This is a genomic window from Caulobacter sp. 1776 (assembly GCF_040545685.1).
Taxonomy (GTDB): domain Bacteria; phylum Pseudomonadota; class Alphaproteobacteria; order Caulobacterales; family Caulobacteraceae; genus Caulobacter.
In genome coordinates this window covers 309,448-330,936 of the sequence record NZ_JBEPMI010000004.1, presented here as the reverse complement: position 1 = coordinate 330,936, position 21,489 = coordinate 309,448, and the positions used below count along the sequence as shown (strand labels likewise).

Here is a 21,489-nt window from a genome sequence, read left to right as displayed (position 1 = left end):
CGGTCGCGTTCGTGCGCTCAGCCTCGTTGACGACGCTGACGCAAGCCTGCTCAAGAGCTTCGCACGTCGCTTCGCCTCTGCTGACCCCGCCAGGGCCTCTGCAGCGGGTGCCTCATGACGTCGCGCAAAAACATGGGCCGCATCCGTGGATAGCGCCCAGAAGTTTTCCGCCTCTGCCGCCAGTGTGGAAGCTGGCGCGCGGAGCCACCCGGCCGGCGCGTCGCCGTGCGCCGGCCGGGTGGACTCAGCCTTCGGGGGGCAGGCGGCCCAGAGCCTGTTCCATGATGCTGACCTTGTGGCGCAGCATCCGATCCTCGCCGCTGAACGTCGGCTGAGCCTGACCGGCCTCAAGCAGCTGCAGCCGGATCCGCGCTGCGTGCAGGCCTCGATCGAGGGCGCCTGGCGAGAGCCGCTCCATCGCCCTAATGAGATCCTGGACGATGGACCCGTACGACAACAACTCCAGGTCGGCGGGGGACAACTCGTCCTCGTAGACCGGTTCCCTACTCTCAGCACCCAACGCAGAACGCCCTTCAAAACTGAGACCAACGTTTCAGCGAAGCACATTCCTCGCGCGAGGGGCAAGTCGGCACAACTGAGGATTGGGCGATGCTCGCCCAACCGTTTCCGGCGCGAACCGAGCATCCGCGCCGGATCGCGCCTGGTCCGATTGACGCCCGCGGACCAGGCGCAACTCTCTCTTCGGAGGGCCCGATGAGCGGGTTCTCCCCCGAGCAGCTGCGCCAGATCCGACAGGTCGTCGCCGCGGCCATCGCCTTCGACCGCGCCGCCTATGAATCCAAGCTCCGGTGGATCATCCGCGAAGAGATCCTGCGCGAGCTCGCGAGCGGCGAAATGGCGGCCGAGCTGAAGCAAGCCCGGGCTCGCGAGATCCAAGACGGGATCGCCCGGGCCCGCTTCGAGGCCCAGCTCGGCGGCCAAGACCTGCGCGAAACGATTGGCGGTCTCACCGCAGATCAGATGACCGCCCAGCTGCGGCCTCGTGGGCGGAGGCGCTACGGTGGATAGCTCTCGCGCCCGACAATGGCCGGTGGCCAGGTCGTTACTGGTCTCCCTCAATGCGCTTCCGGGTGAAGCTGAGGGTGTCCTGAAGGCCGTCCTCGAACCGACGTCCCACAGGCGCGAAGGCCCCGCCGGCCAGGGCCGTATCGATTCGCTGCTGCACCTCATCCAGGACCTGATGTCCCATTGGGTGGTGCTTGAGCAGAGTGGCGAGCAGCTCCTTGATCGCGCCGATCTCGCCCATCCGGTAGGCCAGGGTGTCTTCCGGAGTTTTGCTCTCTCCCACTTGTGTCTCTCCGTGGTTGGTGTCGCGATCGCCACGGTCGAGCAGTCCGTCGGTCCGCGCAAGCGGGCCGGCGGATTTGCATCCGCGATGGGGGTCTCGTGACCCGGCGCCGCCGGTTCCGAAACCTCGTCGCCGCGCTGTCCGATCTTCCGCGAACTGAGCTGTTCCCGATTCGTGCCGCTTGCCGCGGCCCGACCCCGCGCCGCCCGTCCGACCGGCATGCGCGCCTCCGGCGACGCCTTCTTCGCCGGCTGGCCCTGGACCGCGAGCGCGTCAGGCCCGCCGAGGCTTCGCCTCACTGATCCCACATCCGCGACCAGGCGCACCGGCTCGGCCTCGCTGAGCCGCCTGGTCGCTGCACCCATCCATGTTCCGCCAACGGTCCTTCCGTTCACGCGCCTCTCCTGAAGTGGCGCGCGATAGGTCTTTTGTCGGTCGCATAGGCCCCCGCGTCTCTTCGCTGAGACAGCGGCCGTAGCCATTTGCGCCCTACGCCAGACCCGCCGCGCGAGTCAGGGTGGGAACATGCGCGCAGGGCGGGCGAATCGCAGGCGGACTCTTAAGCGGAGAGTCCGGTCATGCGCGCGTGCGCCATGTCCAACGCCCGCCACGCCGCCCTGGCCAAACAGCTGGTAAGGGCCTGCGACGGCGTGGACGATATCCTGAAGGCCAAGGCCTGCAGGGTGAGCCGTAGCCAGCTCTACGAGTACCAGGATCCGAAAGCCGGCTCGTTCATGCCGGCCGATGTCATCGCCGACCTCGAAGAGTTCTGCGGCGACCCGATCTATTCCCGGGCCCTGCAGGAGAACCGGCCGGCTGCCGCCGAGGCGGCCGACCTCCTGATCGAGACGATGGAAACGACCGAGTCCGCCGTCGCGCTCATGGCCTACGTCCGCGAGGCGGCGGCCGACGGGCGCATCAGCGAAAGCGAGCGCCAGCGGATCGAGCAGCTGCTCCAGAGCGTCGAGGCCCAGGTCCGCGAGACCCGCGCCGCGAACGAGCGGGGGCGGTCATGACGGACGCCGTCGTCGAGATCGATCTCACACCCTTCTCCGGCAAGCCCAAGAAGCGCGAGCCGCTCCACCGCCGCACCGGATCCGCCGTGCGCCGGCGCAGCCGCATCGCCGGCGAGGAGAAGGGCACACCCGTGACCTGGACCCAGCGGCGCCTGCGGCTGGACGCCTTCGATAAGATCGCCCGCGATCAGCGACAGCGCGGGCAGCGCTGGGGCGGCAAGGGCCTCTTCTCGCGGATCGACCGCGAGATCCTCTCCGAGCTGCTCACGATCGCCGCGCGGGCCCGCGGCCAGGTCTACCCGACCCTGGCCAGCATCGCCGACCTGGTTGGCTGCTCGATCAGGTCCGTCGTCGAGGGGCTGCGGCGCCTTAAGGCGGCGGGCTTCATCCGCTGGGATCGTCGCTACGTCGAGACGGGCGAGCAGGGGCTGCGCGGGCCCCAGGTCAAGCAGACCAGTAACTTCTATCACCTCGAGCTGCCGACGGCGGCCGCGGCGCTGATCGACCTCTGGCGGCGCAAGCGCGCGCCCAAGGAAGACGAGGCGGCCGAGGCCGAGCGCCAGGCCCGGGCCGACTTCGCCGAGCGCTGCAGGAAGGCTGACATCGAGGCGACCTGGCGGGCCCGGGGCGGCGACCCTCCCTCGGTCCAGAGGATCCTGGCCAAGACGGTCACGGCGAAGAGCTCGGGCCCCGACCGGTCAGGTCCCTCCTAACGTGATTTCCCTCAGGGACGTGAATCCCTGACTGACGTCTCTACAGAAGGAAGAGGAAAGGCGTCGACCTGCCGGTCGACCAGTTATCCAGGCCCGCCCGAGAACCCAGACCCCGAGCCAAGCACCGCCGGCGCACCACGCCACCGCCGCGGCCGCGCCCCCTTGCGCGACGCGGGGCGCCTACAGCGCGACCGCATCGCGCCGCGGCGGCCCGGCGAACCTCTCCTGACAGGCAGATGAGCCAGATCCGGACGCCGTGGCGGCGGCGGAGCGGCCGCAGAGGCTCTTCGGGGAAGAGCTTGGGTTCGGGCGTAGGCGCGAGGTCGGCAGCGCGGCGGGCGCTGGAAAGGCAGTAAAAAGGGCCGCCGTTCGTCACGGCGGCCCGATCAAATCCTTTTCCTGCGGTCCTAGGAGATGAGCTTCTTCACGAAGTCGAAGACGCCGCCGAGCCGGGAAACCGCGCGGATCACGAAGTGAGCCAGGGACTTGAGGATCTGAATCCAGAACCACCAGTGGGCGGCGGCCAGGCCGCGCTCCGCCGCGTACCTCGGAAAATCCTCCTCGAGGTCGCCGACGACGTAATCGAGGCTATCCTTCGGGCACGTGAGCGCAAGGATCCACCAGCCGACTCTTGGCGCTTTCGGCGGTGAGTTCCGCATGGCTGCCAAAAGAAATTCGATTCCCGTTAGATCGTCGGTGACCTGGACAGTGATCGTCATGGACTTGGCCGTGACAGCCAACCGAGTGAGGAAGTTCGGAGCGGCCTTGACGATCGGGTCGGCGAACCGGGATTCGCCGTTGTCTTCCATCTGCTTCAGGTCCTCGAGGGTAAGTGGACGCGACTCGAGGATGAACGGCTCGGAGCTGCTCGAGCGGCGTTCTTTCATCCATTTCCAATAAAGGCGGGTCAGGGATCTATCGTCCATGATCACGTTCCTTGAGGCGCGAGAGACTGGCTGAAGGCCGAGTACTGGGCTTCTGTTCGCCGAACGGCCGAGACGCCGGCGCCCGTGATGGCGAAGTACTTCTTCGCCCTTCCGCCGCGCTCCGGTGTGGACTCTCCCACCTGCGACCGGATGAACCCTTTTTCTTCGAGGCGTTCGAGCGTGGTGTAGAGGGCGCCAACCGAGGGTTCTCTCCCGGTCCGCTCCTTGATCCGCGCTCGAATAGTGACGCCGTAGGCGTCGCGCGGCTGAAGCTGCAGTGTGGCCAGCACCTGGTACTCGAAATGGCCAAGCGTATCGCGCATGACGAAATGTCCTTCCACTCTACAATGTAGAAGAAATAGCCTGACGTTCAAGGGCGCCGCGTCGGCGTCGTGAAAAAGGCCGCCGCGAAGGACGCGGCGGCCTGCAGTGGTCGTGGGGATATGCGCGGTCCGGCTCTGCACCGCGCAGCAAGACAGTTACCCTCCCGGCCGTCGGAAACTAGGGGGCCGCCCGCTGCGACATGTTCACGCGGCGTTCTTGTCCGACGTGCTGGTGTGGTCTAGGTTGTGGACCAGTGTCGGGGTTGCGTCATGGTTTCGGTGGCCGAGCGGAAACGCCGGAAGAGGGGAGCGCGCCAGGCGCAGGCGCCTATCGGGCGCGCGGCGGCTACGCCCCGGATCAGCGCCGTTGCTTCCAAGTCCTACATGCGCCGCAAGACCGGCCTGGAGTGCCTGGCCGCGCGCGGCAAGATCAACGGTAAGCAACGGGCGAGGGGCGAGGCCTATGGCCGCCTCTACCGCGTGGCGGCGATCGCGGACGGCGTGGCGATCCCGTCCGCTCTCGGAGATCTTGATCGCGTGCGCGGAACCGGCGGCGCCGGTCTCGTCGCCGACTACTCGGCCGAGATCATGGAGGCCCGCCAGCTGCTCACCGCCGCCAGGTCGGCGCTGGGCTTCCACGCCGGCTTGGTACTGGCCTGCGACTTGATCTGCGGGCGGACCGACACGCCCCAGGACATCACCAACGTGCGTCGCGAGGCGGAGGAGCTCGAGACCTCGCTGCGCATCGCGCTCGACCTTCTCGATGACCATTGGGGCAAGACCGAAGGCTGGTGGACTTGATCTCTGGACCAGAATGTGGTTCCAAATTGAACAGATGCCGAGCTGCGCCAGAGCGCGCTCCGCCCAAGTCGCCCCGCGCCGTCCGGCCGGGGCGTTTCTGTTTCCGGACATCGCCATGACGCCCAAGGTGCTGCAGAAGCTGCGCGAACGCGCGGTCGAGCATTCCACGCCCATTCCCGCCGGCGTTGCGCCGTCGCCCAGGCCGGCGCCTGTGGCCACGCCGTTGGTCGCCGGTCGCCTGAGCTAGGCGCTCGAGCTCGTGCTGCTCGCGTCGATCGGTGAGGACCTGGCCACGGAGCCGGGCGCCGTGGCCGTGACGATCTGGAAGACCAGGCCGCGACATCCGCTGGTTCGCGAGATCACCTACGAGTTCCCGACCGAGGCCGGCGGGCTCACCCTCGAGCGCATGGCCGACGTTCGGCGCGCACATCGCCTGGGCGGCTTTCCCGGGTTGACCTGGTGAGCGATGGCCCGGCCGCTGATGGCCTTCCCGAGCGGTCCGCTGCCGATGCGCCATGCGCGATCTGCGAGCTGGTCGGCTGCGCCGAGCTGTTGGATCGCTATGTCAGGGGCGGAGACGAGTTCGAACGTCTGCGGTGCGAAAGCACGGGCAGGACGTTCCGCCGGATCTGCATCGCCGGCTGACCGAGGTGACCCGCCCGGGACGCGCGCCCCTGGCTTGAGCGTGGCGTCGCGTCCGGACGCCCGGTCATAGCGCACAATCCGCACGCGGCCAGCGTCGGGGCCTTCGTCAAATAACCGCGCGGTGAGCGCAACAATAACTAGGCCGTCAAGAGCCCAAATCGTCAAATAACCCGTCCAGCGCCGTACATAATTGCTGTTATGTGGCGCTCGAAAAGACCTGGGAGGCGGAATGGAAACTGTTCCCGCTCAGGTGCTTAGCGTCGCCGTCAACCAGGATGACATGGTCATCCGCATGTGGCTGCACGGACGGCAACCGAACACCGTCGCCGCCTACGAGGCTGATGTACGCCGTTTCCTCGCGGCGTGCGGCAAATCCCTGAGCGAGGTCACGCTGCTCGATCTGCAGACCTGGGGCGGCGGTCCGGAGGACCTGGCCCGGGCGACGCGGGTCCGCCGCCTGGCGGCCGTGAAGTCCCTGCTGAGCTTCGCCACGAAGCTCGGCTACCTGGTGCTCAACGCCGGCGCGGCGCTCCGGACGGAGAAGCCCCAATCCACGGCGGCCGCGCGGATCCTGCGCGAGGAACAGGTCGCCCTTCTCATCCGCGTGGAGAACACGCCGCGTCTACGTGCGCTGCTGAGGCTCCTATACGTTTGCGGTCTCCGAGCGTCGGAGGCGGCCGCGCTGCGCTGGCGCGATTTGACTGGCAGCGAACGCAAGGGTGGCGAGGCGCGCATCCTCGGCAAAGGATCCAAGCTGCGGGCCGTTCGTGTGCCGGCGGACCTATGGCGAGAACTGGCCGCACTGACGACATCGGCGCATCCGGACGCGCCGGTCATACCTGGACGTGACGGCGGTCCGATCGATCGCGCGGCTGTGCACCGGGCCGTGAAGCGCGCCGCGCGCCGCGCCGCGCTGGGCGCCAAGGTGTCGCCGCACTGGCTTCGCCATGCCCATGCCAGCCATGCCTTGAAGAACGGCTGCGCGCCGCACGTGCTCCGCGAGAGCATGGGCCACGCATCCTTGGCCACCACGACCGGCTACCTCCATCTCGACGAAGGCGAGGGGTCTTCCTCGTTCATCAAGGGATGAGCCCGGGTCGCTCTGTCACGCCGAGGGATGAAGCTGACGAAGCCGACGCCCTGGCCGACCTGGCGAACAAGATGGCCATCCACCGGCTCGAGCCAGCCCGGTTTCACGAGATCCGCAACGAGCTTGCGGTCCGCCTGCGCGGCATGGCCAAGCGGCTACGGGCCGCCGATGGCGCCGTGAAGGCGTCGACGACCTGGAGAGCGCCGAATGTCCGAGGGTGAGGGATCGGTTCGCCCGGGCGCCGAGGTTGGCCCGGGCGGCCACGTCTACATGAAGGATCACCGCGGCGCGTTGATCCGGATCGAGACCATCAAGGAGCAGGATCTGCTCCGCGACCAGCTGGTGCGCGATCTTCACGAGAAGGCCGAGGCCCTATCGAAGGCGATCGCCGACTTCAAGGCCATGGCCTTCGGCGATGTCGGAGCCTTCAACGAGCTGCTGGCCAGCAAGTACGGCGCGGCCGCCGGCGGGGTGAAGGGCAACCTGACCCTGAACAGTTTCGACGGCCTGTTCCGCGTCCTCGTCCAGGTCCAGGACCGCGTCGTCTACGGGCCCGAACTGCAGCAGGCTAAGGCTCTGCTCGACGAGTATCTGACCGAGAAGGTCGCCGACAGCGACCCGATCCTTCAGGCCATGGTCATGGACGCATTCGCGGTCGACAAGGCCGGCCAGATCAATCGTGGCGCCCTGCTGCGCCTCCGGAAGTACAACGTCGAGGATCCACGCTGGGTCCGGGCGATGCAGGCCATCGTCGACGCCGAGCAGCCTGACGGCACGGCGGAGTACATCCGCTTCCATAAGCGCTCGGAACCGAAGGGGCGCTGGGAACAGGTCCCCTTGGATCTGGCGACGGCCTAATCCTTCGGCGGCTCGTAATTCCAGGCGTCCTCGAGTTTCTCTTGGACCTCGTCGACGTGTCCCAGGACCGTGACCTGTTTGTTGGTCAGGACGACGATCGTTTGGTCCACCCCATCCTCAAGGCCCGCAACCGGCTCCATGCCTACGACCTGAAGCGGGTTTAGGCGGACAGGCTGACCGTTCTTCTGAGCGAAACCGGCAAACCGGGGCATCTCAACTCCTCTTCGATAGCGCGTCTTTTGTGATCAGGGCCGTTTGCCTGGGATCGGCGATGACGCCGAGGATGGCGTGGCAGCTCGGACACTCGAAGGTGACGGGAGCCACGTTGAGGTCCGAGAAACTATGAGCCTTGTTGGTCTTCACGATCAGACTGATCGCCGTCTTCTCGCAATGCGGGCATTTCGCCGTGGTGACCATGATTTCCCCCGTAGCTAGGCTGACGGGGGCCAGGGCGCTGTAACGCCCTGAGCCGCGGGACTCGCACCCCGCACGTCAGGGGGTGCACACCCCTTATCGCCCCGCCACCGGTCCGACCGGCGGAGCTATCCGAAGTTGAGTCTTTCATGGAGTCGAGCCCCTTGCGACCGGTCCACCCGGTCCGCCCCGTCGCGCCCTACATCGGAGGCAAGCGCAACCTGGCCAAGCGCCTGGTGGCCTTGATCGAGACGTTCCCCCACCTGACCTACGCTGAGCCTTTCGTCGGCATGGGCGGGATCTTCCTTCGTCGGGGATTGAAGCCCCAGGCCGAGGTCATCAACGACTGGAGCCGTGACGTCTCCAACTTCTACCGGATCCTGCAGGTCCACTTCGTGGCCTTCCTGGACATGCTCCGGTTCCAGATCACCACCCGGGCCGAGTTCGAGCGCCTGGTTGCCGTCGACCCGGATACGCTGACCGACCTGCAGCGTGCAGCCCGGTTCCTTTACCTCCAGCGCACGGCTTTCGGCGGCAAGGTCGACGGCCGCAATTTCGGTGTCAGCCGCCACCGACCTGGTCGCATCGATGTCACCCGACTGCAGGGCGAGCTCGAGGCCCTCCACGAACGCATGGCGGCCGTCACGGTCGAGCGCTTGCCTTGGCGGGCGTTCGTCGAGCGCTACGACACGGCCCACACTCTCTTCTACCTCGATCCGCCGTACTACGGCTGCGAGGACGACTATGGTGCCGGGATGTTCGCGCGGTCGGAGTTCGAGGAGATGGCACAGGTCTTGGGCCGCCTGCAGGGCCGGTTCGTCCTATCCATCAACGACCGTCCCGAGGTGCGGGAGATATTCTCGGCCTTCAACTTCGACCAAGCCGACGTCACCTATTCGGTCAGTGGCGGCCCGACTAACGCCAAGGAGTTGATCATCACCGGGCGCTCTAGGTGAAGACGGACCACTCGAATCCGCGTTTTACTACGCGGGCGAGGGGGCAATCATGCGGCGCATTAAGATCGGCCAGCGAGTTCACGAGATCGAGGCCATTGACTACTTCGTCGGCAAGGTCATTCCGACGTTCTTCGAGTTCATGAAGCGGGTCGCGATCGTGGCTGTGCTGAAGGTCGGCTCGGAACATTCGGCCGTCATGACTTGGCTCTACTGGCTCGGTCTGGGTGCTCTCACCTTCCCCGTGTTCGCGTGGATGGAGAAGAGGTCGTTCACACTTCTGGTAGAGGGCGACATCGATCCAAGGGCTTCGAGGGCGATCGAGACTGCCTGGTTTATCGTCGTCTCAATCGCGAGCGTCGGTCTTGTGGTCTTAATCAACACCGTGCTCACGGCAGCGGTTAACCGGATGCCGCACTAGATCTGGCCATTGCCGCCGCACAGTGACGGCCGTGCGAGATGCACCGCTGGACCTCAGCGGCGGCCCAGGGCGCTCCAACGCCCTGAGCCGCGGGAATGGAGCCCGCACATTGGGGCGCTAGCAGCCCCTCAGTTCCCGCCACCGGTCCAACGCGGGAACTCTTCACGTTGAGTCCACCTATGGAGTCCAGGCGCTCAGCCAACCGGGGGTGAACCCCGGGGTGACCTGGGTTGACCCCAGGGAGTCTCGCGACCAGGCCCCCGACCCGGCAGGATGGTGCAGGCGCACGGGTCCTTCCCGGCCGGCCGTGAATACGGTCGGGCGGAGCCGTGTTGTTCCCCCAGCTATAGAGCCCGAAATCCGGTTGACGGTTGACGGAGGTTGCCGTGGCGCTCGTTTCGCCCGCCGAATACGCCGCTCAGCACGGGGTGTCCAAGCAAGCCGTCGCGAAGTGGAAAGCCAAGGGTTACTTGGCTTTGCGCGAAGATAAGGTCGACGTCGAGCGGTCCGATCGGGTGCTCGAGCATGCCGGTTTGGGCCGCTTCAAGACAGGCGCGGGGGTTGTCGATCGACAACCGCCGCCGGTTGTCGAGGTTGACGGCGACGACAACCAGGTTGTCGCGCCGCTGGCGGCGATCACGGTCGATGATGAAGCCGCGATCGTCGATTTCATCGGGAATCTGCTGCGCGGGAAGTTCGCGTCGATCGCCGTCGCCGCGACCGTGAAGGAGAACGCCCTCGCGGCGACGCGCCTCCTGGAGCTGCAGCGCAAGTCGGAGCAGCTGGTCGAGCTCGAGGTCGCTCAGAAGGTCTATTTCGAGCTCGCGCGGATCGCCCGGGACGCGTGGTTGGCGTTCCCGACCCGCATCGGACCGCTTTTGGCCGCTGACCTCGGAATCGAGCCCGATTTGCTCGTGGAGGCTCTCACGGCGCATGTCCACCAGCAGATCGCCAGCCTCGGCGAGCCCGAACCGGACTTCACCAAGCGCGAAGAATGACCGCCTAGCGTTCGCATGGCGTCGCGGCTGGACACCGCCGCCCCGGATCAGCATCCCTGAATGGGCTGACGAGTATCGTGTCCTGCCCAAACAGGCGGGGAACACGTCAGGCAGGTGGTCAACCGGCCGGGTAGAGATCGCGCGCGGCGTTCTTCTGGCTCCGACCGAGCCCGGCGTCCGCACGATGACGGTGCAGGTCGCCACGCAGCTGCTGAAGACCGCGACGATCGAGAACATCGTCGGCTACCACATCCATTTCGACCCGTGTCCGATGCTGCTGGTGCAGCCGAAGGAAGATGCGGCCGAGCAGTTCTCGAAAGAACGGATCGCGCCCTTCATTCGGGCGACTCCGGTGCTCCGAGATCTGGTCGGCACCGGCAAGACCAGATCCTCCGACGAGACGCTGCTCTACAAGGCCTTTCCAGGCGGATTTCTGGCCCTCGTGGGCGCCGGCAGTCCCGACAACCTAGCCCGCCGGCCGATCCGGATCGCCCTCTACGACGAGGTCGACAAATATCCGGTGACCCGTGAGGGCGACGCCATCGCGATCGGCGACGAACGCCTGGCGTCAGCCGCGAACTCGCTCTCGATCCGGGTTTGCTCGCCCACCATCGCCGAAGAAAGCCGGATCGAGGCGAGCTATCTCGAGTCCGACCAGCGCCGGGCCTCGATGGTCTGTCCGCACTGCCAGCACCGCATGTTTCCGACCTTCTTCCCGCACGTCCAATGGGAAAAGGACGAGGAGGGTGTCGATCTTCCGAAGACAGCGCGGATCTACTGCGAGGCCTGCAATCAGCCCTGGCAAGAGGGGCAGCGCCTCCGGGCCCTAGAGACGATCCGCTGGCATCAGACGCGGCCCTTCACCTGCTGCGGGGCGCGACAGGAGCCGCTGGAGCTGTACCGGCAGGCCTGGGCCGTCGACGGCCTGGCCGACCCGGTCGGCGCCGTGTGGGACTGGTGGTCGTCGAACCGTTGGGCCGTCTACCGCGGCAAGTGCTCGATCTGCGGCGTTTGGGCGATCGACAACGAGCACGCCGGCTTCCAGGCTGGAAAGCTCTATTCGCCATGGCCGAACGACAGCCCAAGGCACCAGGTCCGCAAGTTCATCGCCGCCAAGAAGAGCGAAGAGCTCATGATCCCCTGGTGGAACACCCAGCAGGGGATGACCTACAGGTCCTCGGGCGGCAAGACGATCGAGGTCGACGCCCTGGCGGCCCGACGCGAGGTCTGGGCGGGCGAGATCCCAGACGGCGTCGGCATCATCACCGTCGGCATCGACGTCCAGGACTACCGTGTCGAGCTCGAGGTGGTCGGATGGGGCAGGGACGAGGAGTCCTGGTCGATCGACTACCAGATCATACCCGGCGCGTTCGGCGACCTGCACGTCCAGGAAGCCGTCGACAAGCACCTGCTGGCCATCCGCCGCTTTGCGGACGGACGCGGCCTCGAGGTGATGGCGACGTGCATCGACTCGGGCGGCCACCACACCGAAGAGGTCTACAGGTTCTCGAAGGCCCGGCTTGGTCGCCGAGTTTGGGCGATCAAGGGCGCGAGCGAGAAGAACGGCCAGCGCCAGCCGGTCTGGCCCACCAAGATCCCGACCTCGAAGACCAAGAAGTCGTTCCGGCCGACGATCCTTGGGGTGAACGCGGCCAAGGACAACATCCGGGAGCGCCTTCTCAAGCCCGATCCGGGCGCGGGCTACATGCATTTCCCGTCCGACCGGGACCTCGACTACTTCCACCAGCTGCTGGCCGAGAAGATCAAGGTGGAGAAGGTCGCCGGCATCAAGATCCGAAAGTGGGAGCCCATCAAGGGACGGGCCAACGAGGCCCTGGATTGCCGGGTCTACGCCTACGCGGCGCTCTGCGGTCTCCGCCACATGGGCGTCCAGCTGAACAAGCGGGTCGAGACGATCGAAAACGCGCGGGCGCCGCGTAAAGCCCCGCCGCCGCCGCCGCCGGCCGCCGCCGATGACGTCCAGCCCGCTTATGACAAGCCGAAAGCGCCGACGCCGAAGGGCAAGCGGCGCTCCTTCAGCGCCCGTCTGGGCGCGCTCAACAGCCAGGACTGACTATGCGAGCACCCCTCACGCCCGAAAGGCGCGCCGAGCTCGAGGCCAACCTGGCGGACGCCCGCCAGAAGCTGCACTCGGCGTCGACGGTCGGCCAAAAGACGATGTCTCGCTACGGCGAGCAGGAATATCGGCTCAACCCGGTCGAGAAGTCCGAACTCAAGGCCTACATCGTCGACCTTGAGGGGCAACTCGGGATCGGCGGTCGCGTCGGCGCGCGTCGGGTGAGCACCTGATGGCGCTCCCGTTCGGGCAGGGGCGCTCCGGTCCGGTCTACCAGCCGTTGGTGCTCACCGACGCCGAGTTTGCGCGGCCTGGCGCCTCGGCGCGTGACCAGCTTCGGGGGCCCTATGCCGGCGCATCGATGCGCGATCCGGATCTCGCCGGCTGGACGCCCTACAACTGGTCGGGTCACGACGCGATCAGCGCCGATTACGACGCGCTGACGACCCGGGTCCACGACTTCGCGCGAAACAACGGCTGGGCCTCGGCGGCGCTGCAGAAGTACGTCGACACCGTCGTTGGCGCCGGCTGGGTCTTCATCTCGCAGCCGAACGTTCAGCGCCTGGGGATCACGGAAGAAGCCGGCGCCGAGTGGGCGGCCGCCGTCGAGGCCTTCCTGGACGACGTCACCACGGATCCGGACCTCTGGCTGGATCGCGAGCGCACCTCGCCCTTCGGCCTGCAGATCGCGCTCGCCATGCGTCACCGCATGGCCGACGGGAACGCTATCGGTCTTATTGGCTGGCGGGAGCGTGGCGGGCCGCTGGCCACCTGGCTGCAGATCATCGACCCGGACCGGCTGTCCAACCCCTCGGGCATGATCAACAACAGCGTCCTGAAGGACGGAGTCGCCCTGGACCCGATCGACTTCGCGCCGATCGGCTACCATTTCCGCGTCTCCCACCCCTCCGAGGGCTACGACGGCGCGAACATGCGCTGGGAGTACGTCGAGCGCGAGATCGCGCATCCGGCCTTCGGCACCCGCCGCCAGGTGGTCCATGCGTTCGAGCCGGGCCGCGCCGGCGAGCGCCGCGGCATCTCCCAGCTCGCCTCGGTGCTGAAGAAGATGCGGCTCCTGGACCGCTACGACGAGACCGAGGCGCAGGCCGCGCTGATCAACGCCATCATGGCCGCGTTCGTGACCAGCCCCAACGACCACGGCCAGCTGGCCGACGCCATGGACGACGAGGGCGCCGAGGACATCGGAGCCTATCAGGACGGCCGACTGCGCCACCACGAGAACCATCCGCTCCGGATGCGCGGCGCGAACGTCAATTTCCTGTACCCGGGCGAGTCGGTCACGCTGACCAATCCCAACCACCCGAACGCGGTCTACGATCCGTTCGTCCGGGTAGGCCTGCGCAATATCTCGGCCGCCTTCGGCCTCTCGTACGAGCAGCTGACCGGCGACCTGAGCCAAGTCAACTACGCCTCGATCCGAGCGGGCCTCTTGGACGTCAAGCGCGGCTTCGTCGCCCGCAAGAGCCACTTCAGCGTCCAGCTGGTGGCGCCGTTCGGCATGGCCCTGATCCAGGAAGGGATCGCCCGGGGCATGCTGAAGCTCCCCGCCGGCGGCCCGGCGTTCCGCGACGCCAAGGCCGCCTATTGCGCCGGCGAATGGGCTGGCGCGGGGCTGGGGGAAGTCGATCCGCTGAAAGAAGCCAACGCCATGCGCGAGCGCCTGGCGCTGCGGATCACCACGCGCCGCCGGGAGGCCGCCGAGCGCGGCATGCGCTTCCGGCAGGTTCTCTCCGAGGCCGCGCGCGAGGACGCCGAGATGCGAAAGGTCGGGATCGATCCGACCGTGTCCTCGAGCGCCGCGACGAAGCCGCCCGAGGATCCCGCAGCCGATGAGGCTCCAGCCAAGGGGAACAAGAAATGAGCCAGCTCCTTCGCGTCGCCAGTCGGCTGTACAACCGGCCGCTGCTGCTGATGCCGAGCGCGGCCGAGGTCATCGCCACCGTCCTGGCTGAACGCACCGGCGCCGACGCGATGCTGGATCCTGGCGAGTTCGCGGCCGCGGTCGATCGCGAGATGCAGGCGCGAGGTGGATATCCGAACGCCAGCCGCTTTTCCGGCAGGTCGACGGGGCCGGATGGAAGCTACAAGCCGTTTTTCCGGCTCGACGACGGGGTGGCGATCATCACCATCGTCGGCGAGCTCGTGAACCGCGGCGCATGGCTAGGCGCCAGCAGCGGCCTCGTCTCGTACGAGGGGATCAACGCACAGCTCCGGTCGGCCAAGCGTGATGGGGACGTTCGCGGCCTTCTTGTCGACCTGCAGACTCCGGGCGGCGAAGCCGTCGGCGCGATGGAATGCGCCGAAGTGATGCGCGAGGTCGCGGCGGAAAAGCCGGTTGTCGCTGTCACCAACGGCATGGCCGCCAGCGCCGGCTACGCAATCGCGTCCGGTGCGACCGAGGTCGTGACGACCGCCACCGGCCTTTCGGGCTCCATCGGTGTCGTCATGCTGCACGTCGACCAGTCAGGACGGCTGAAGCAGAACGGGTTGAAGCCGACCCTGATCCACGCCGGCGCGCACAAGGTCGACGGGAACTCTTTCGGACCGCTTTCCGAGGAGGTGGCGGCCGACATGCAGGCCGAGGTCGACGCGTTCTACGACCTCTTCGTCGAGACCGTCGCCGCAGGCCGGCAGGGCATGACCGCCGATCAGATCCGCGCCACCGAGGCGCGCACTTTCATCGGCCAGAAGGCGGTCGACGCCGGCCTGGCCGACCGCGTGGGCACCTTCGAAACCGCGCTCGCGGACCTGAAAGCCGGCCGCATCGGCCGGAGCCAATCGACCAAACCCAAGGGAACCACTCTCATGTCGGATCAAACCCAAGCTCCGGCCGCTGCTGCGGCCGCCGCGGCTGCCGCCCCGATCATCGCCGCCGCTTCCGCCGCCGCTCCGGCCGCGGCCGCGCCGGCGGCCACGGTCAACGAGGCCGAAGTTCGCGCCGCGGCCGCCTCGGCGACCAAGGAGCGCATCAAGGCTATCACCACCTGCGACGCCGCCAAGGGCCGCGAGACCCTGGCCAACCACCTGGCGTTCAACACCGAGATGAGCGTCGAGGAGGCAAAGGCCACCCTGGCCGCGTCGCCGCAGAGCGCGGCGGCCGTCGACCCGCTGATCACGGTCATGAACGGCGCTGCTCAGCCCAACCTCGGCCCGGGCGGCGAAGCCAGCCGCCAGACCGAAACGTCGATGTCGTCCGACGACATCTACGCCGCCCGTCGCAAGGCCTCCGGCCTCAAGACCTGATCGCCCACCCCACCATCAAATCCATCTAGAGGGAGCTCTCCATGCTCAAGGAAGGTAATTATGCCGGGGAGTTTTGCCTCTCCGAAGCCAACGGCGGCCGTTCGCGCGGCGTCGTGACCGGCGCCATCAACCAGACCCTGAAGGCTGGCCTGGTGATCGCCCTCGTGGCGCTGGGCGCTCTGTCCGGCGCCGGCGTCGCCCAGGCCGGCAACACCGGCAACGGCGCGATCGGCGCGGTCACCGTCGCCGCTGGCACGCCGGCCGGTAAGTATCAGGTCCGCTTCATCGAGCCGGCCACGAACGCCGGCGCTTACGTCGTCTCGGATCCGGAAGGCGTCGAGATCGGTCACGGCACCGCGGGCGTGGCTTTCACCGGCGGCGGCCTCGGCTTCACGATCGCCGATGGCTCCACCGACTTCGCGGCCGGCGACGGCTTCGACGTGACCGTGACGGCGGCCGCGGCCACCGATGCGGGCCAGGCAAAGCCCTGGGATCCGACGGCGACCAACGGCCTGCAGCATGTGCATGGCATCGCCTGGGACACCACGGTGATTGGCACGGCGACCGTCGAGCTGCTGGACATCGAACGCGACGCCGTCGTGATCGCCAGCATGCTGGAATGGAAGACCGGCCTCACCGACAACCAAAAAGCGGCCGGCATGGCCCAGCTTCTGGATCTGGGCATCGTCGCCCGCGCCTGACGCCTCCGCGTCGGCACACACCCTCCCAAAATCCGGACCCATGACGCCCGTCGCCGGCCCTGCCGGCGGCGCGGCCCCTCGTGCGTCCTAGCCTGAAGGGCTTACGTCATGGAATTCACGCTGCTCGACGTCTTCAAGAGCTCCCTGTTCACCTCGACCTCGCTGGCCGCGAAGGTCGACCGCATCCCCTACGTTCCCCAGGTCCTCGCCCAGCTGGGGATCTTCGAGGAGGACGGCGTCTCGACCACCTCGATGTACATCGAGCGTCGCCACCACCAGCTGGCGCTGGTGCCCGCCAAGCCGCGCGGCGCGCCGGGCACGCCGATCACCGGGCCCAAGCGCGACGGCATCCAGCTGGAGATCCCCCACCTGCCGCTGACGGCCCACATCACGCCGGACGAGCTGCAGAACGTCCGCGGCTTCGGTACGCCGGGAATGCTCGTGGGCGTGCAGGAGAAGCGCGACGAGAAGCTCGAAGCGATGAGCCGCAACCACGACCTGACCCTGGAGTATCACCGCCTGGGCGCGATCGGCGGCGTGATCCTGGACGCCAACGGCGACGTGCTGATCGACCTCTACGACAAGTTCGAGATCGACCAGCCCGACGACATCGAACTCGAGCTGGACGACGCCTACGATCCCAACGACCCGGCCAAAGCCGGTGCGATCCGCAAGCAGATCACCGGCGCTACGCGCAAGATCCGCGACGCCCTGGGCGGCGTGGCGCCGAAGGGCTTCGTCGCTCTCTGCGGCGACGACTACTTCGACAAGCTGACCAACCACCCCGAGGTCAATCGCACCTACCTCAACCAGACCGCCGCCAACGACCTGCGCGAGGGCGACCCGATCGAGAAGGTGAAGTACGGCAACGTCACCCACCTGAACTACCGCGGCTGGGGCAATGTCGCCGTGCCGACGGACGAGTGCCGGTACATCCCGATCGGCGTGCCGGGCCTGTTCCTCACGCGCTTCGCGCCCGGCCCGCTGTTCTCGGCCGTCAACACCAAGGGCAAGCCCAAGTACGTGGTCCCGTCGATCGACAAGACCGGCGAGAAGGAAATCGAGCTCGAGATGCAATCGAACCCGATCAACATCTGCACGCGTCCGGACTGCCTGTTCACCGGCAAGATTGCCGCCTGATCCAGGTTCGCTGGAGAGGGGGCGCCACCGGCGTCCCCGATCCGCAGCGCCGAGCGGCCAGCGGCCGCTCCGCCCTGCAGATCCGGAGTTCCAAATGTCCAAGCCCAAGAGAGTGACCGCCCGTACGGCCATGGCGCCCCAGGAGGCTGTCGAGCAAGAGGATCGCGTGGCGCTGCAGCTGCGGACCTCCAAGATCCGCGACCAGAAGGACAAGCGGATCCCGCGGCGGACTGTTGTCCTGGCCAGTCCCGCGCTCGCGGAGGACCTGGTCGAGCAACGGTTGGCCGTTCGCCTTCCCGCCGACGCGGACCTGTCCAGCGCCCGCCTGCTGGGCTAGCCATGTCCGTTTGGACCGAGACGCTTGACGCGATCTACGACGATCCGGAGCACTCGACGGAGCTGCAGTTCCTCGACGCCGGCGGCGCGATCGTTGCCGCCGTGCGGGCCTTGCCGGACTTGGCCGACAAGGCCGATCTCTACGGTCAGCGCCGCAGCGTCGTCGAGCGGAACGTCTATCGCGTTCGCGTCCACGAGCTCGCCGCCCGGGCCCCGGGCTTCCAGCCCAGCAAGCAGGGCAAGGTTCGCGTCGACGGCCAGGTCCTGGTGATGGTGAACGCTCCCCAGCATCCGGACACCCGCCGCCTGGAGTGGCGCGTGGACTGCTCGGCCTGATGGCTGGCCGCGACGCCTGGTTCGGCACGCGGCTTTCCGTCGACGGCGCGCTCGCGACCGATATCGCCCGGGCCGCCGCCGACCGGGCCGGCGAGCTCAGCGAGCACGAGATGCGGGTCATGGCCCGTGCGCACTCCGTGGCGATGGTGAAAGTCGTCGATCGGTACAAGGGCAAGCTGCAGGCGGATATCGCGGGTTCGGGGATCCGCAACGCGGCGCGCTTCTCGAAGACCTGGCGCGGCAGGAAGCTGCCGGCGAAGGACTCGATGGAACCCGCCGGCTGGTTCTGGAACAAGGCCGGCATCATCATCAACGCCTTGACCTACGGGGTCGAGGTCACGGTCAGGAACAGGAAGTACCTGGCCATCCCCGTCGGGCCCGCGAAGGTGATCCTCGAGCGGTTCCTGCGCCAGGTCGCCAGGAGCGCGCGGAGCTCGGGTCTCGGTCGGGACGCGCAGGGGCGCTACGAGGCGCTGGGCGGTCCGGTCCAGATCGTCTGCCGCGCCCTCGGCGTCGAGAAGCTTGAGATGCGGATCGACAATGGCGAGGGCGGGCAAGGCTACGTCCTGGTCGCGCCTGGCAAGACATTTTCCCGGACGGGCCGCCAGAGCCGCCGCGGAGGCGAGGGGACAGTGCTCTTCGTGCTTCGACGCAAGGCGCGGATCCGCGGCGGGCGCATGCGTGGCGCCCAGCTCTTCGAGGAATTCAGGAAGCGGTTCGAGGGCGACTTCATCGCCGAGTTGGTCAGCGTGCTGGGCCCGGAGAACAAGCCATGACGGTCACCCGCCCGCAGATCATCGAGAAACTGGTCAACCTCTACGGCCAGCTGGTCAGCTGCACGGTCGAGGTCGATGTCGAGGAAATCGAGCGCCACGAGCCGGGGGATGGCTTTCAGCACGGTCTGCTGATCAAGACCCAGCCTTTCGAGGTGACGCTGGACGGCGGGCCCGACAACCAGTGGGAAGGCGAGCGCGCCTTCCTTTCCGACTACGAGGTCCTCGGCGCCGACCAGGATGCTCGGCGCGCGCAGCGCGATCTCTTTCTTCCGGCGCTGAAGCAGGCCCTCGAGGAGGATCCGACCCTCGGCTTGGATCCGCAGGTCTTCGCCCGCATCACCGAGGGCATCGAAGACGACGTCTTCCTGGAAGACGCCGGCGCGATGAGCGTCGCGACCATCACGGTGACCGTCCTCTACGTCGCCCCAACAGCCGCCGGCTAGGAGCCCCCAGCATGCCCAAGACCCCCACGGCGGCCGCCACCGCGGCCGACGCGCAAGACCTTGCGCCCGACGCTTCCCCGGGCCCCGGGCCGCAAATGACCTCCGAACAGCTGGTCGCGGCCGCGCCGGCCGACCAGGCGCGTCATCTCCTCGCCCTTCGGGACCTTCCTGAGCTCGGCGCCCTGCGCGGCCAGGTGATCCGTGGCCCGCACCAGGTGCTGAAGCGCCGCGTGCCGGCCGAGGCCGCGCGCGACGCCACCCCCGACGAGATCTCGCTCTCGTCTCCCCGCCACATCGTCCTGGAGGACTGACCCTTGGCCGTGACGACCAATCTCCCGCGTGGCCGCGCCACGCTCCTGAACCTCAAGGGGCAGGCCGACTTTCCGACGGCCGCCTCGGGCGCCAACGCCGTCCAGCTGAACGTCTACCAGCGCACCTTCAACAAGAAGAAGCCGCTGGAGGACGACGACATCAACGGCGTCGTGGGCTACGCGAACCCGACGGACGCTCGTCCGGCCGAGCCTGGCCTCGAGGACGCCGACGGCTCGCTGCAGGCTCCCCTGGACCTGCATCAGATCGGCTACTGGCTGCTGATGACGCTTGGCGCGCCGGGTTCCGCCGCGGTCGACGACCCCGCGCCCGCCGGCACCTATGCTCACACCTTCACCTCGGGCGCGGCCGGGCTGCCGATCGCCACGATGGAGGCGATGAACGCGCCCGGCCAGTTCGAGAAGCTGATCGGCGGCCTGGTGCAGGATGCCACGTTGCCGATCGGACCCGACCGCGGCTACGCCAAGGTGCCGATCACCTTGATGGGGCGCCAGACTTCGGATCCCTACAACGCCTCGGTGTTCACCGGCCCGACCGTGTCGGCGCTGGCCAAGCGGGTGCCCAACTCGAAGGGCATCATCACGATCGGCGGCGTCCAGGTCGCCCGCATCACGCGTGGCACGCTGAAGATCAGCAACTCGATCGAGATGGACCGCTACGCCGGCGAGAACGTCCAAAGCGACGCCTTCCTGGCCAAGATCTCCACGGATCTGAACCTGACCGCGCGCTACGTGACCGACGCCATTCGCGCCTACGGCGCGACGGGTTCCGACGGCTTCCTGCCCGACGCGCAGGAGGTCGCCCTGACCTGGTCGCTCGGCACCTACATGAAGCTGGTGGTCACGCTGCCGGCGGTCCGGTTCGAGCCGGTGTCAGTGCCCGTCCAGAACGGCGGCACGATGACCGTCGACCTGAAGGGGCGCGGTGAAGTCGGCGCGGCAGCGCCGATGGTCACCGCCGTCCTGACCAACCTGACCACGGCTTACGCCCTGTGACCGGCGCCAGCATCGTCTGCGACTTCGACGAACGGGAAGTCGAGTGCGGCGACGCCGAATGGCATGACCTGCCGTTCGGCGTGCGCCTCCTGATCCGGCCACAGACCGGACTCCTGAGCGCCACGGTCGAAGCCCAGATCGCCCGCGACCTCTATCTGCTGCAGATGGGTGAGGACGTGCTCGAGCGCTACGGCTTCTCGCCGGACGAGGTGGGCCTGCTCGCCGACAAGGACGTCTCGATGGGCTTCGCCATGATGGTCCGCGCCACCGCGCGCGGCCTGGCGCTGATCGAGGACTGGAACCTGGTCGACAAGGACGGCGTCACCATCGAGCTGACGGCCGAGAAAGTGCGCAAGTTCTTCCACCTTGGACCGGTGAAAGGCTCGGGCCCGGTGCTGATGGCGGCCTTCTCGCGCATCATCGACACGCCTGCCCAGATCCGGGCCGCCGAGGGAAACGGCTCAGGCTCCTCGCTGAATGGCGCTACAGCGGCGGGGCCAAACACTGCTCAGACTGCCGGGACGCCGGAGAGGCCTGCGCCTTCGGCGGACGCTGCGGTGGACAGCTCTGCCCGGAAGTCGAGCACGCCCCGCAAACGCCGGAAGGCGTAGTCGCCCTCAGGGC

At 67.5% G+C, this 21,489-nt stretch carries 30 protein-coding genes; 25 read left to right on the top strand and 5 right to left on the bottom strand.

The window, feature by feature from the left end; translation table 11 throughout:
* Positions 1-244: 244 nt before the first annotated feature.
* Entirely contained in the window at positions 245-481 is a 237-nt protein-coding gene (locus ABIC66_RS12900; RefSeq protein WP_354070684.1) for a hypothetical protein, read from the bottom strand.
* Between the two features lie 233 nt (positions 482-714).
* Here ABIC66_RS12900 and ABIC66_RS12895 point away from each other — a divergent pair, with 233 nt between their 5' ends.
* A complete protein-coding gene (locus tag ABIC66_RS12895) occupies positions 715-1,029 on the top strand; it encodes a hypothetical protein (protein WP_354070683.1) in 315 nt (104 codons plus the stop codon).
* 34 nt (positions 1,030-1,063) lie between these two features.
* Here ABIC66_RS12895 and ABIC66_RS12890 read toward each other — a convergent pair whose 3' ends face one another.
* Positions 1,064-1,309 (bottom strand): hypothetical protein, encoded by a 246-nt coding sequence (locus tag ABIC66_RS12890; protein WP_354070682.1) that lies wholly within the window; start codon positions 1,307-1,309, stop codon positions 1,064-1,066.
* A gap of 578 nt (positions 1,310-1,887) precedes the next feature.
* Between ABIC66_RS12890 and ABIC66_RS12885 the strand changes: the two genes are divergently transcribed.
* On the top strand, positions 1,888-2,325 hold the full coding sequence (locus tag ABIC66_RS12885) for a hypothetical protein (RefSeq protein ID WP_354070681.1): 438 nt from the start codon (positions 1,888-1,890) through the stop codon (positions 2,323-2,325).
* Complete coding sequence (locus tag ABIC66_RS12880; protein ID WP_354070680.1) at positions 2,322-3,038, top strand: helix-turn-helix domain-containing protein; 717 nt, start codon at positions 2,322-2,324, stop codon at positions 3,036-3,038. The genes ABIC66_RS12885 and ABIC66_RS12880 overlap by 4 nt, the downstream gene beginning before the upstream one ends.
* A 407-nt stretch (positions 3,039-3,445) precedes the next feature.
* Here the strand turns inward: ABIC66_RS12880 and ABIC66_RS12875 are convergent, their stop codons facing one another.
* On the bottom strand, positions 3,446-3,964 hold the full coding sequence (locus ABIC66_RS12875; protein WP_354070679.1) for a permease prefix domain 2-containing transporter: 519 nt from the start codon (positions 3,962-3,964) through the stop codon (positions 3,446-3,448).
* Between the two features lie 2 nt (positions 3,965-3,966).
* Positions 3,967-4,287 carry a PadR family transcriptional regulator gene (locus tag ABIC66_RS12870; protein ID WP_354070678.1) on the bottom strand — a complete coding sequence of 107 codons (321 nt, stop codon included), beginning with the start codon at positions 4,285-4,287 and terminating at the stop codon, positions 3,967-3,969.
* A 384-nt stretch (positions 4,288-4,671) separates the two neighbouring features.
* Between ABIC66_RS12870 and ABIC66_RS12865 the strand changes: the two genes are divergently transcribed.
* The 6 genes from ABIC66_RS12865 to ABIC66_RS12840 all read left to right on the top strand — a co-directional run bounded on the left by ABIC66_RS12865 (position 4,672) and on the right by ABIC66_RS12840 (position 7,681).
* Positions 4,672-5,088, top strand: coding sequence for a hypothetical protein (locus ABIC66_RS12865; protein ID WP_354070677.1), 417 nt, complete (start codon positions 4,672-4,674; stop codon positions 5,086-5,088).
* Positions 5,089-5,122: 34 nt separating this feature from the next.
* Entirely contained in the window at positions 5,123-5,335 is a 213-nt protein-coding gene (locus ABIC66_RS12860) for a hypothetical protein (RefSeq protein ID WP_354070676.1), read from the top strand.
* Between the two features lie 12 nt (positions 5,336-5,347).
* Positions 5,348-5,551, top strand: coding sequence for a hypothetical protein (locus ABIC66_RS12855; protein WP_354070675.1), 204 nt, complete (start codon positions 5,348-5,350; stop codon positions 5,549-5,551).
* A 411-nt stretch (positions 5,552-5,962) separates the two neighbouring features.
* Positions 5,963-6,823, top strand: a complete 861-nt coding sequence (locus ABIC66_RS12850; RefSeq protein ID WP_354070674.1) for a tyrosine-type recombinase/integrase — start codon at positions 5,963-5,965, stop codon at positions 6,821-6,823.
* A gap of 71 nt (positions 6,824-6,894) precedes the next feature.
* Positions 6,895-7,044: a hypothetical protein gene (locus tag ABIC66_RS12845; protein WP_354070673.1), complete on the top strand. Its 150-nt coding sequence runs from the start codon at positions 6,895-6,897 to the stop codon at positions 7,042-7,044.
* Complete coding sequence (locus ABIC66_RS12840; protein ID WP_354070672.1) at positions 7,031-7,681, top strand: DUF3164 family protein; 651 nt, start codon at positions 7,031-7,033, stop codon at positions 7,679-7,681. Before ABIC66_RS12845 ends, ABIC66_RS12840 begins: the two co-directional genes overlap by 14 nt.
* A gap of 213 nt (positions 7,682-7,894) precedes the next feature.
* Here the strand turns inward: ABIC66_RS12840 and ABIC66_RS12835 are convergent, their stop codons facing one another.
* Entirely contained in the window at positions 7,895-8,098 is a 204-nt protein-coding gene (locus ABIC66_RS12835; protein ID WP_354070671.1) for a hypothetical protein, read from the bottom strand.
* 146 nt (positions 8,099-8,244) lie between these two features.
* Here ABIC66_RS12835 and ABIC66_RS12830 point away from each other — a divergent pair, with 146 nt between their 5' ends.
* The 16 genes from ABIC66_RS12830 (at position 8,245) to ABIC66_RS12755 (ending at position 21,476) form a co-directional block, all read left to right on the top strand.
* Complete coding sequence (locus ABIC66_RS12830; protein WP_354070670.1) at positions 8,245-9,051, top strand: DNA adenine methylase; 807 nt, start codon at positions 8,245-8,247, stop codon at positions 9,049-9,051.
* Positions 9,052-9,100: 49 nt separating this feature from the next.
* Positions 9,101-9,469 (top strand): hypothetical protein, encoded by a 369-nt coding sequence (locus tag ABIC66_RS12825; protein ID WP_354070669.1) that lies wholly within the window; start codon positions 9,101-9,103, stop codon positions 9,467-9,469.
* Between the two features lie 386 nt (positions 9,470-9,855).
* Positions 9,856-10,467, top strand: coding sequence for a hypothetical protein (locus tag ABIC66_RS12820; RefSeq protein WP_354070668.1), 612 nt, complete (start codon positions 9,856-9,858; stop codon positions 10,465-10,467).
* Positions 10,403-12,541 (top strand): phage terminase large subunit family protein, encoded by a 2,139-nt coding sequence (locus ABIC66_RS12815; RefSeq protein ID WP_354070667.1) that lies wholly within the window; start codon positions 10,403-10,405, stop codon positions 12,539-12,541. Before ABIC66_RS12820 ends, ABIC66_RS12815 begins: the two co-directional genes overlap by 65 nt.
* A 2-nt stretch (positions 12,542-12,543) precedes the next feature.
* Positions 12,544-12,777 carry a gpW family head-tail joining protein gene (locus ABIC66_RS12810; protein ID WP_354070666.1) on the top strand — a complete coding sequence of 78 codons (234 nt, stop codon included), beginning with the start codon at positions 12,544-12,546 and terminating at the stop codon, positions 12,775-12,777.
* Entirely contained in the window at positions 12,777-14,426 is a 1,650-nt protein-coding gene (locus tag ABIC66_RS12805; RefSeq protein WP_354070665.1) for a phage portal protein, read from the top strand. The genes ABIC66_RS12810 and ABIC66_RS12805 overlap by 1 nt, the downstream gene beginning before the upstream one ends.
* A gap of 50 nt (positions 14,427-14,476) precedes the next feature.
* Positions 14,477-15,808 carry a S49 family peptidase gene (locus tag ABIC66_RS12800; protein WP_354070664.1) on the top strand — a complete coding sequence of 444 codons (1,332 nt, stop codon included), beginning with the start codon at positions 14,477-14,479 and terminating at the stop codon, positions 15,806-15,808.
* A gap of 41 nt (positions 15,809-15,849) precedes the next feature.
* On the top strand, positions 15,850-16,509 hold the full coding sequence (locus ABIC66_RS12795) for a head decoration protein (protein ID WP_354070663.1): 660 nt from the start codon (positions 15,850-15,852) through the stop codon (positions 16,507-16,509).
* A gap of 108 nt (positions 16,510-16,617) precedes the next feature.
* A complete protein-coding gene (locus tag ABIC66_RS12790; RefSeq protein WP_354070662.1) occupies positions 16,618-17,649 on the top strand; it encodes a major capsid protein in 1,032 nt (343 codons plus the stop codon).
* A 94-nt stretch (positions 17,650-17,743) separates the two neighbouring features.
* Complete coding sequence (locus ABIC66_RS12785; RefSeq protein ID WP_354070661.1) at positions 17,744-17,986, top strand: hypothetical protein; 243 nt, start codon at positions 17,744-17,746, stop codon at positions 17,984-17,986.
* Between the two features lie 2 nt (positions 17,987-17,988).
* Positions 17,989-18,321, top strand: a complete 333-nt coding sequence (locus ABIC66_RS12780; RefSeq protein WP_354070660.1) for a head-tail joining protein — start codon at positions 17,989-17,991, stop codon at positions 18,319-18,321.
* Positions 18,321-19,097 (top strand): hypothetical protein, encoded by a 777-nt coding sequence (locus tag ABIC66_RS12775; protein WP_354070659.1) that lies wholly within the window; start codon positions 18,321-18,323, stop codon positions 19,095-19,097. Before ABIC66_RS12780 ends, ABIC66_RS12775 begins: the two co-directional genes overlap by 1 nt.
* Complete coding sequence (locus ABIC66_RS12770; protein WP_354070658.1) at positions 19,094-19,540, top strand: hypothetical protein; 447 nt, start codon at positions 19,094-19,096, stop codon at positions 19,538-19,540. The genes ABIC66_RS12775 and ABIC66_RS12770 overlap by 4 nt, the downstream gene beginning before the upstream one ends.
* A gap of 11 nt (positions 19,541-19,551) precedes the next feature.
* On the top strand, positions 19,552-19,851 hold the full coding sequence (locus tag ABIC66_RS12765) for a hypothetical protein (protein WP_354070657.1): 300 nt from the start codon (positions 19,552-19,554) through the stop codon (positions 19,849-19,851).
* Positions 19,852-19,860: 9 nt separating this feature from the next.
* Positions 19,861-20,865: a phage tail tube protein gene (locus tag ABIC66_RS12760; RefSeq protein WP_354070656.1), complete on the top strand. Its 1,005-nt coding sequence runs from the start codon at positions 19,861-19,863 to the stop codon at positions 20,863-20,865.
* Positions 20,862-21,476: a hypothetical protein gene (locus tag ABIC66_RS12755; protein WP_354070655.1), complete on the top strand. Its 615-nt coding sequence runs from the start codon at positions 20,862-20,864 to the stop codon at positions 21,474-21,476. Before ABIC66_RS12760 ends, ABIC66_RS12755 begins: the two co-directional genes overlap by 4 nt.
* Positions 21,477-21,489: the final 13 nt, after the last annotated feature.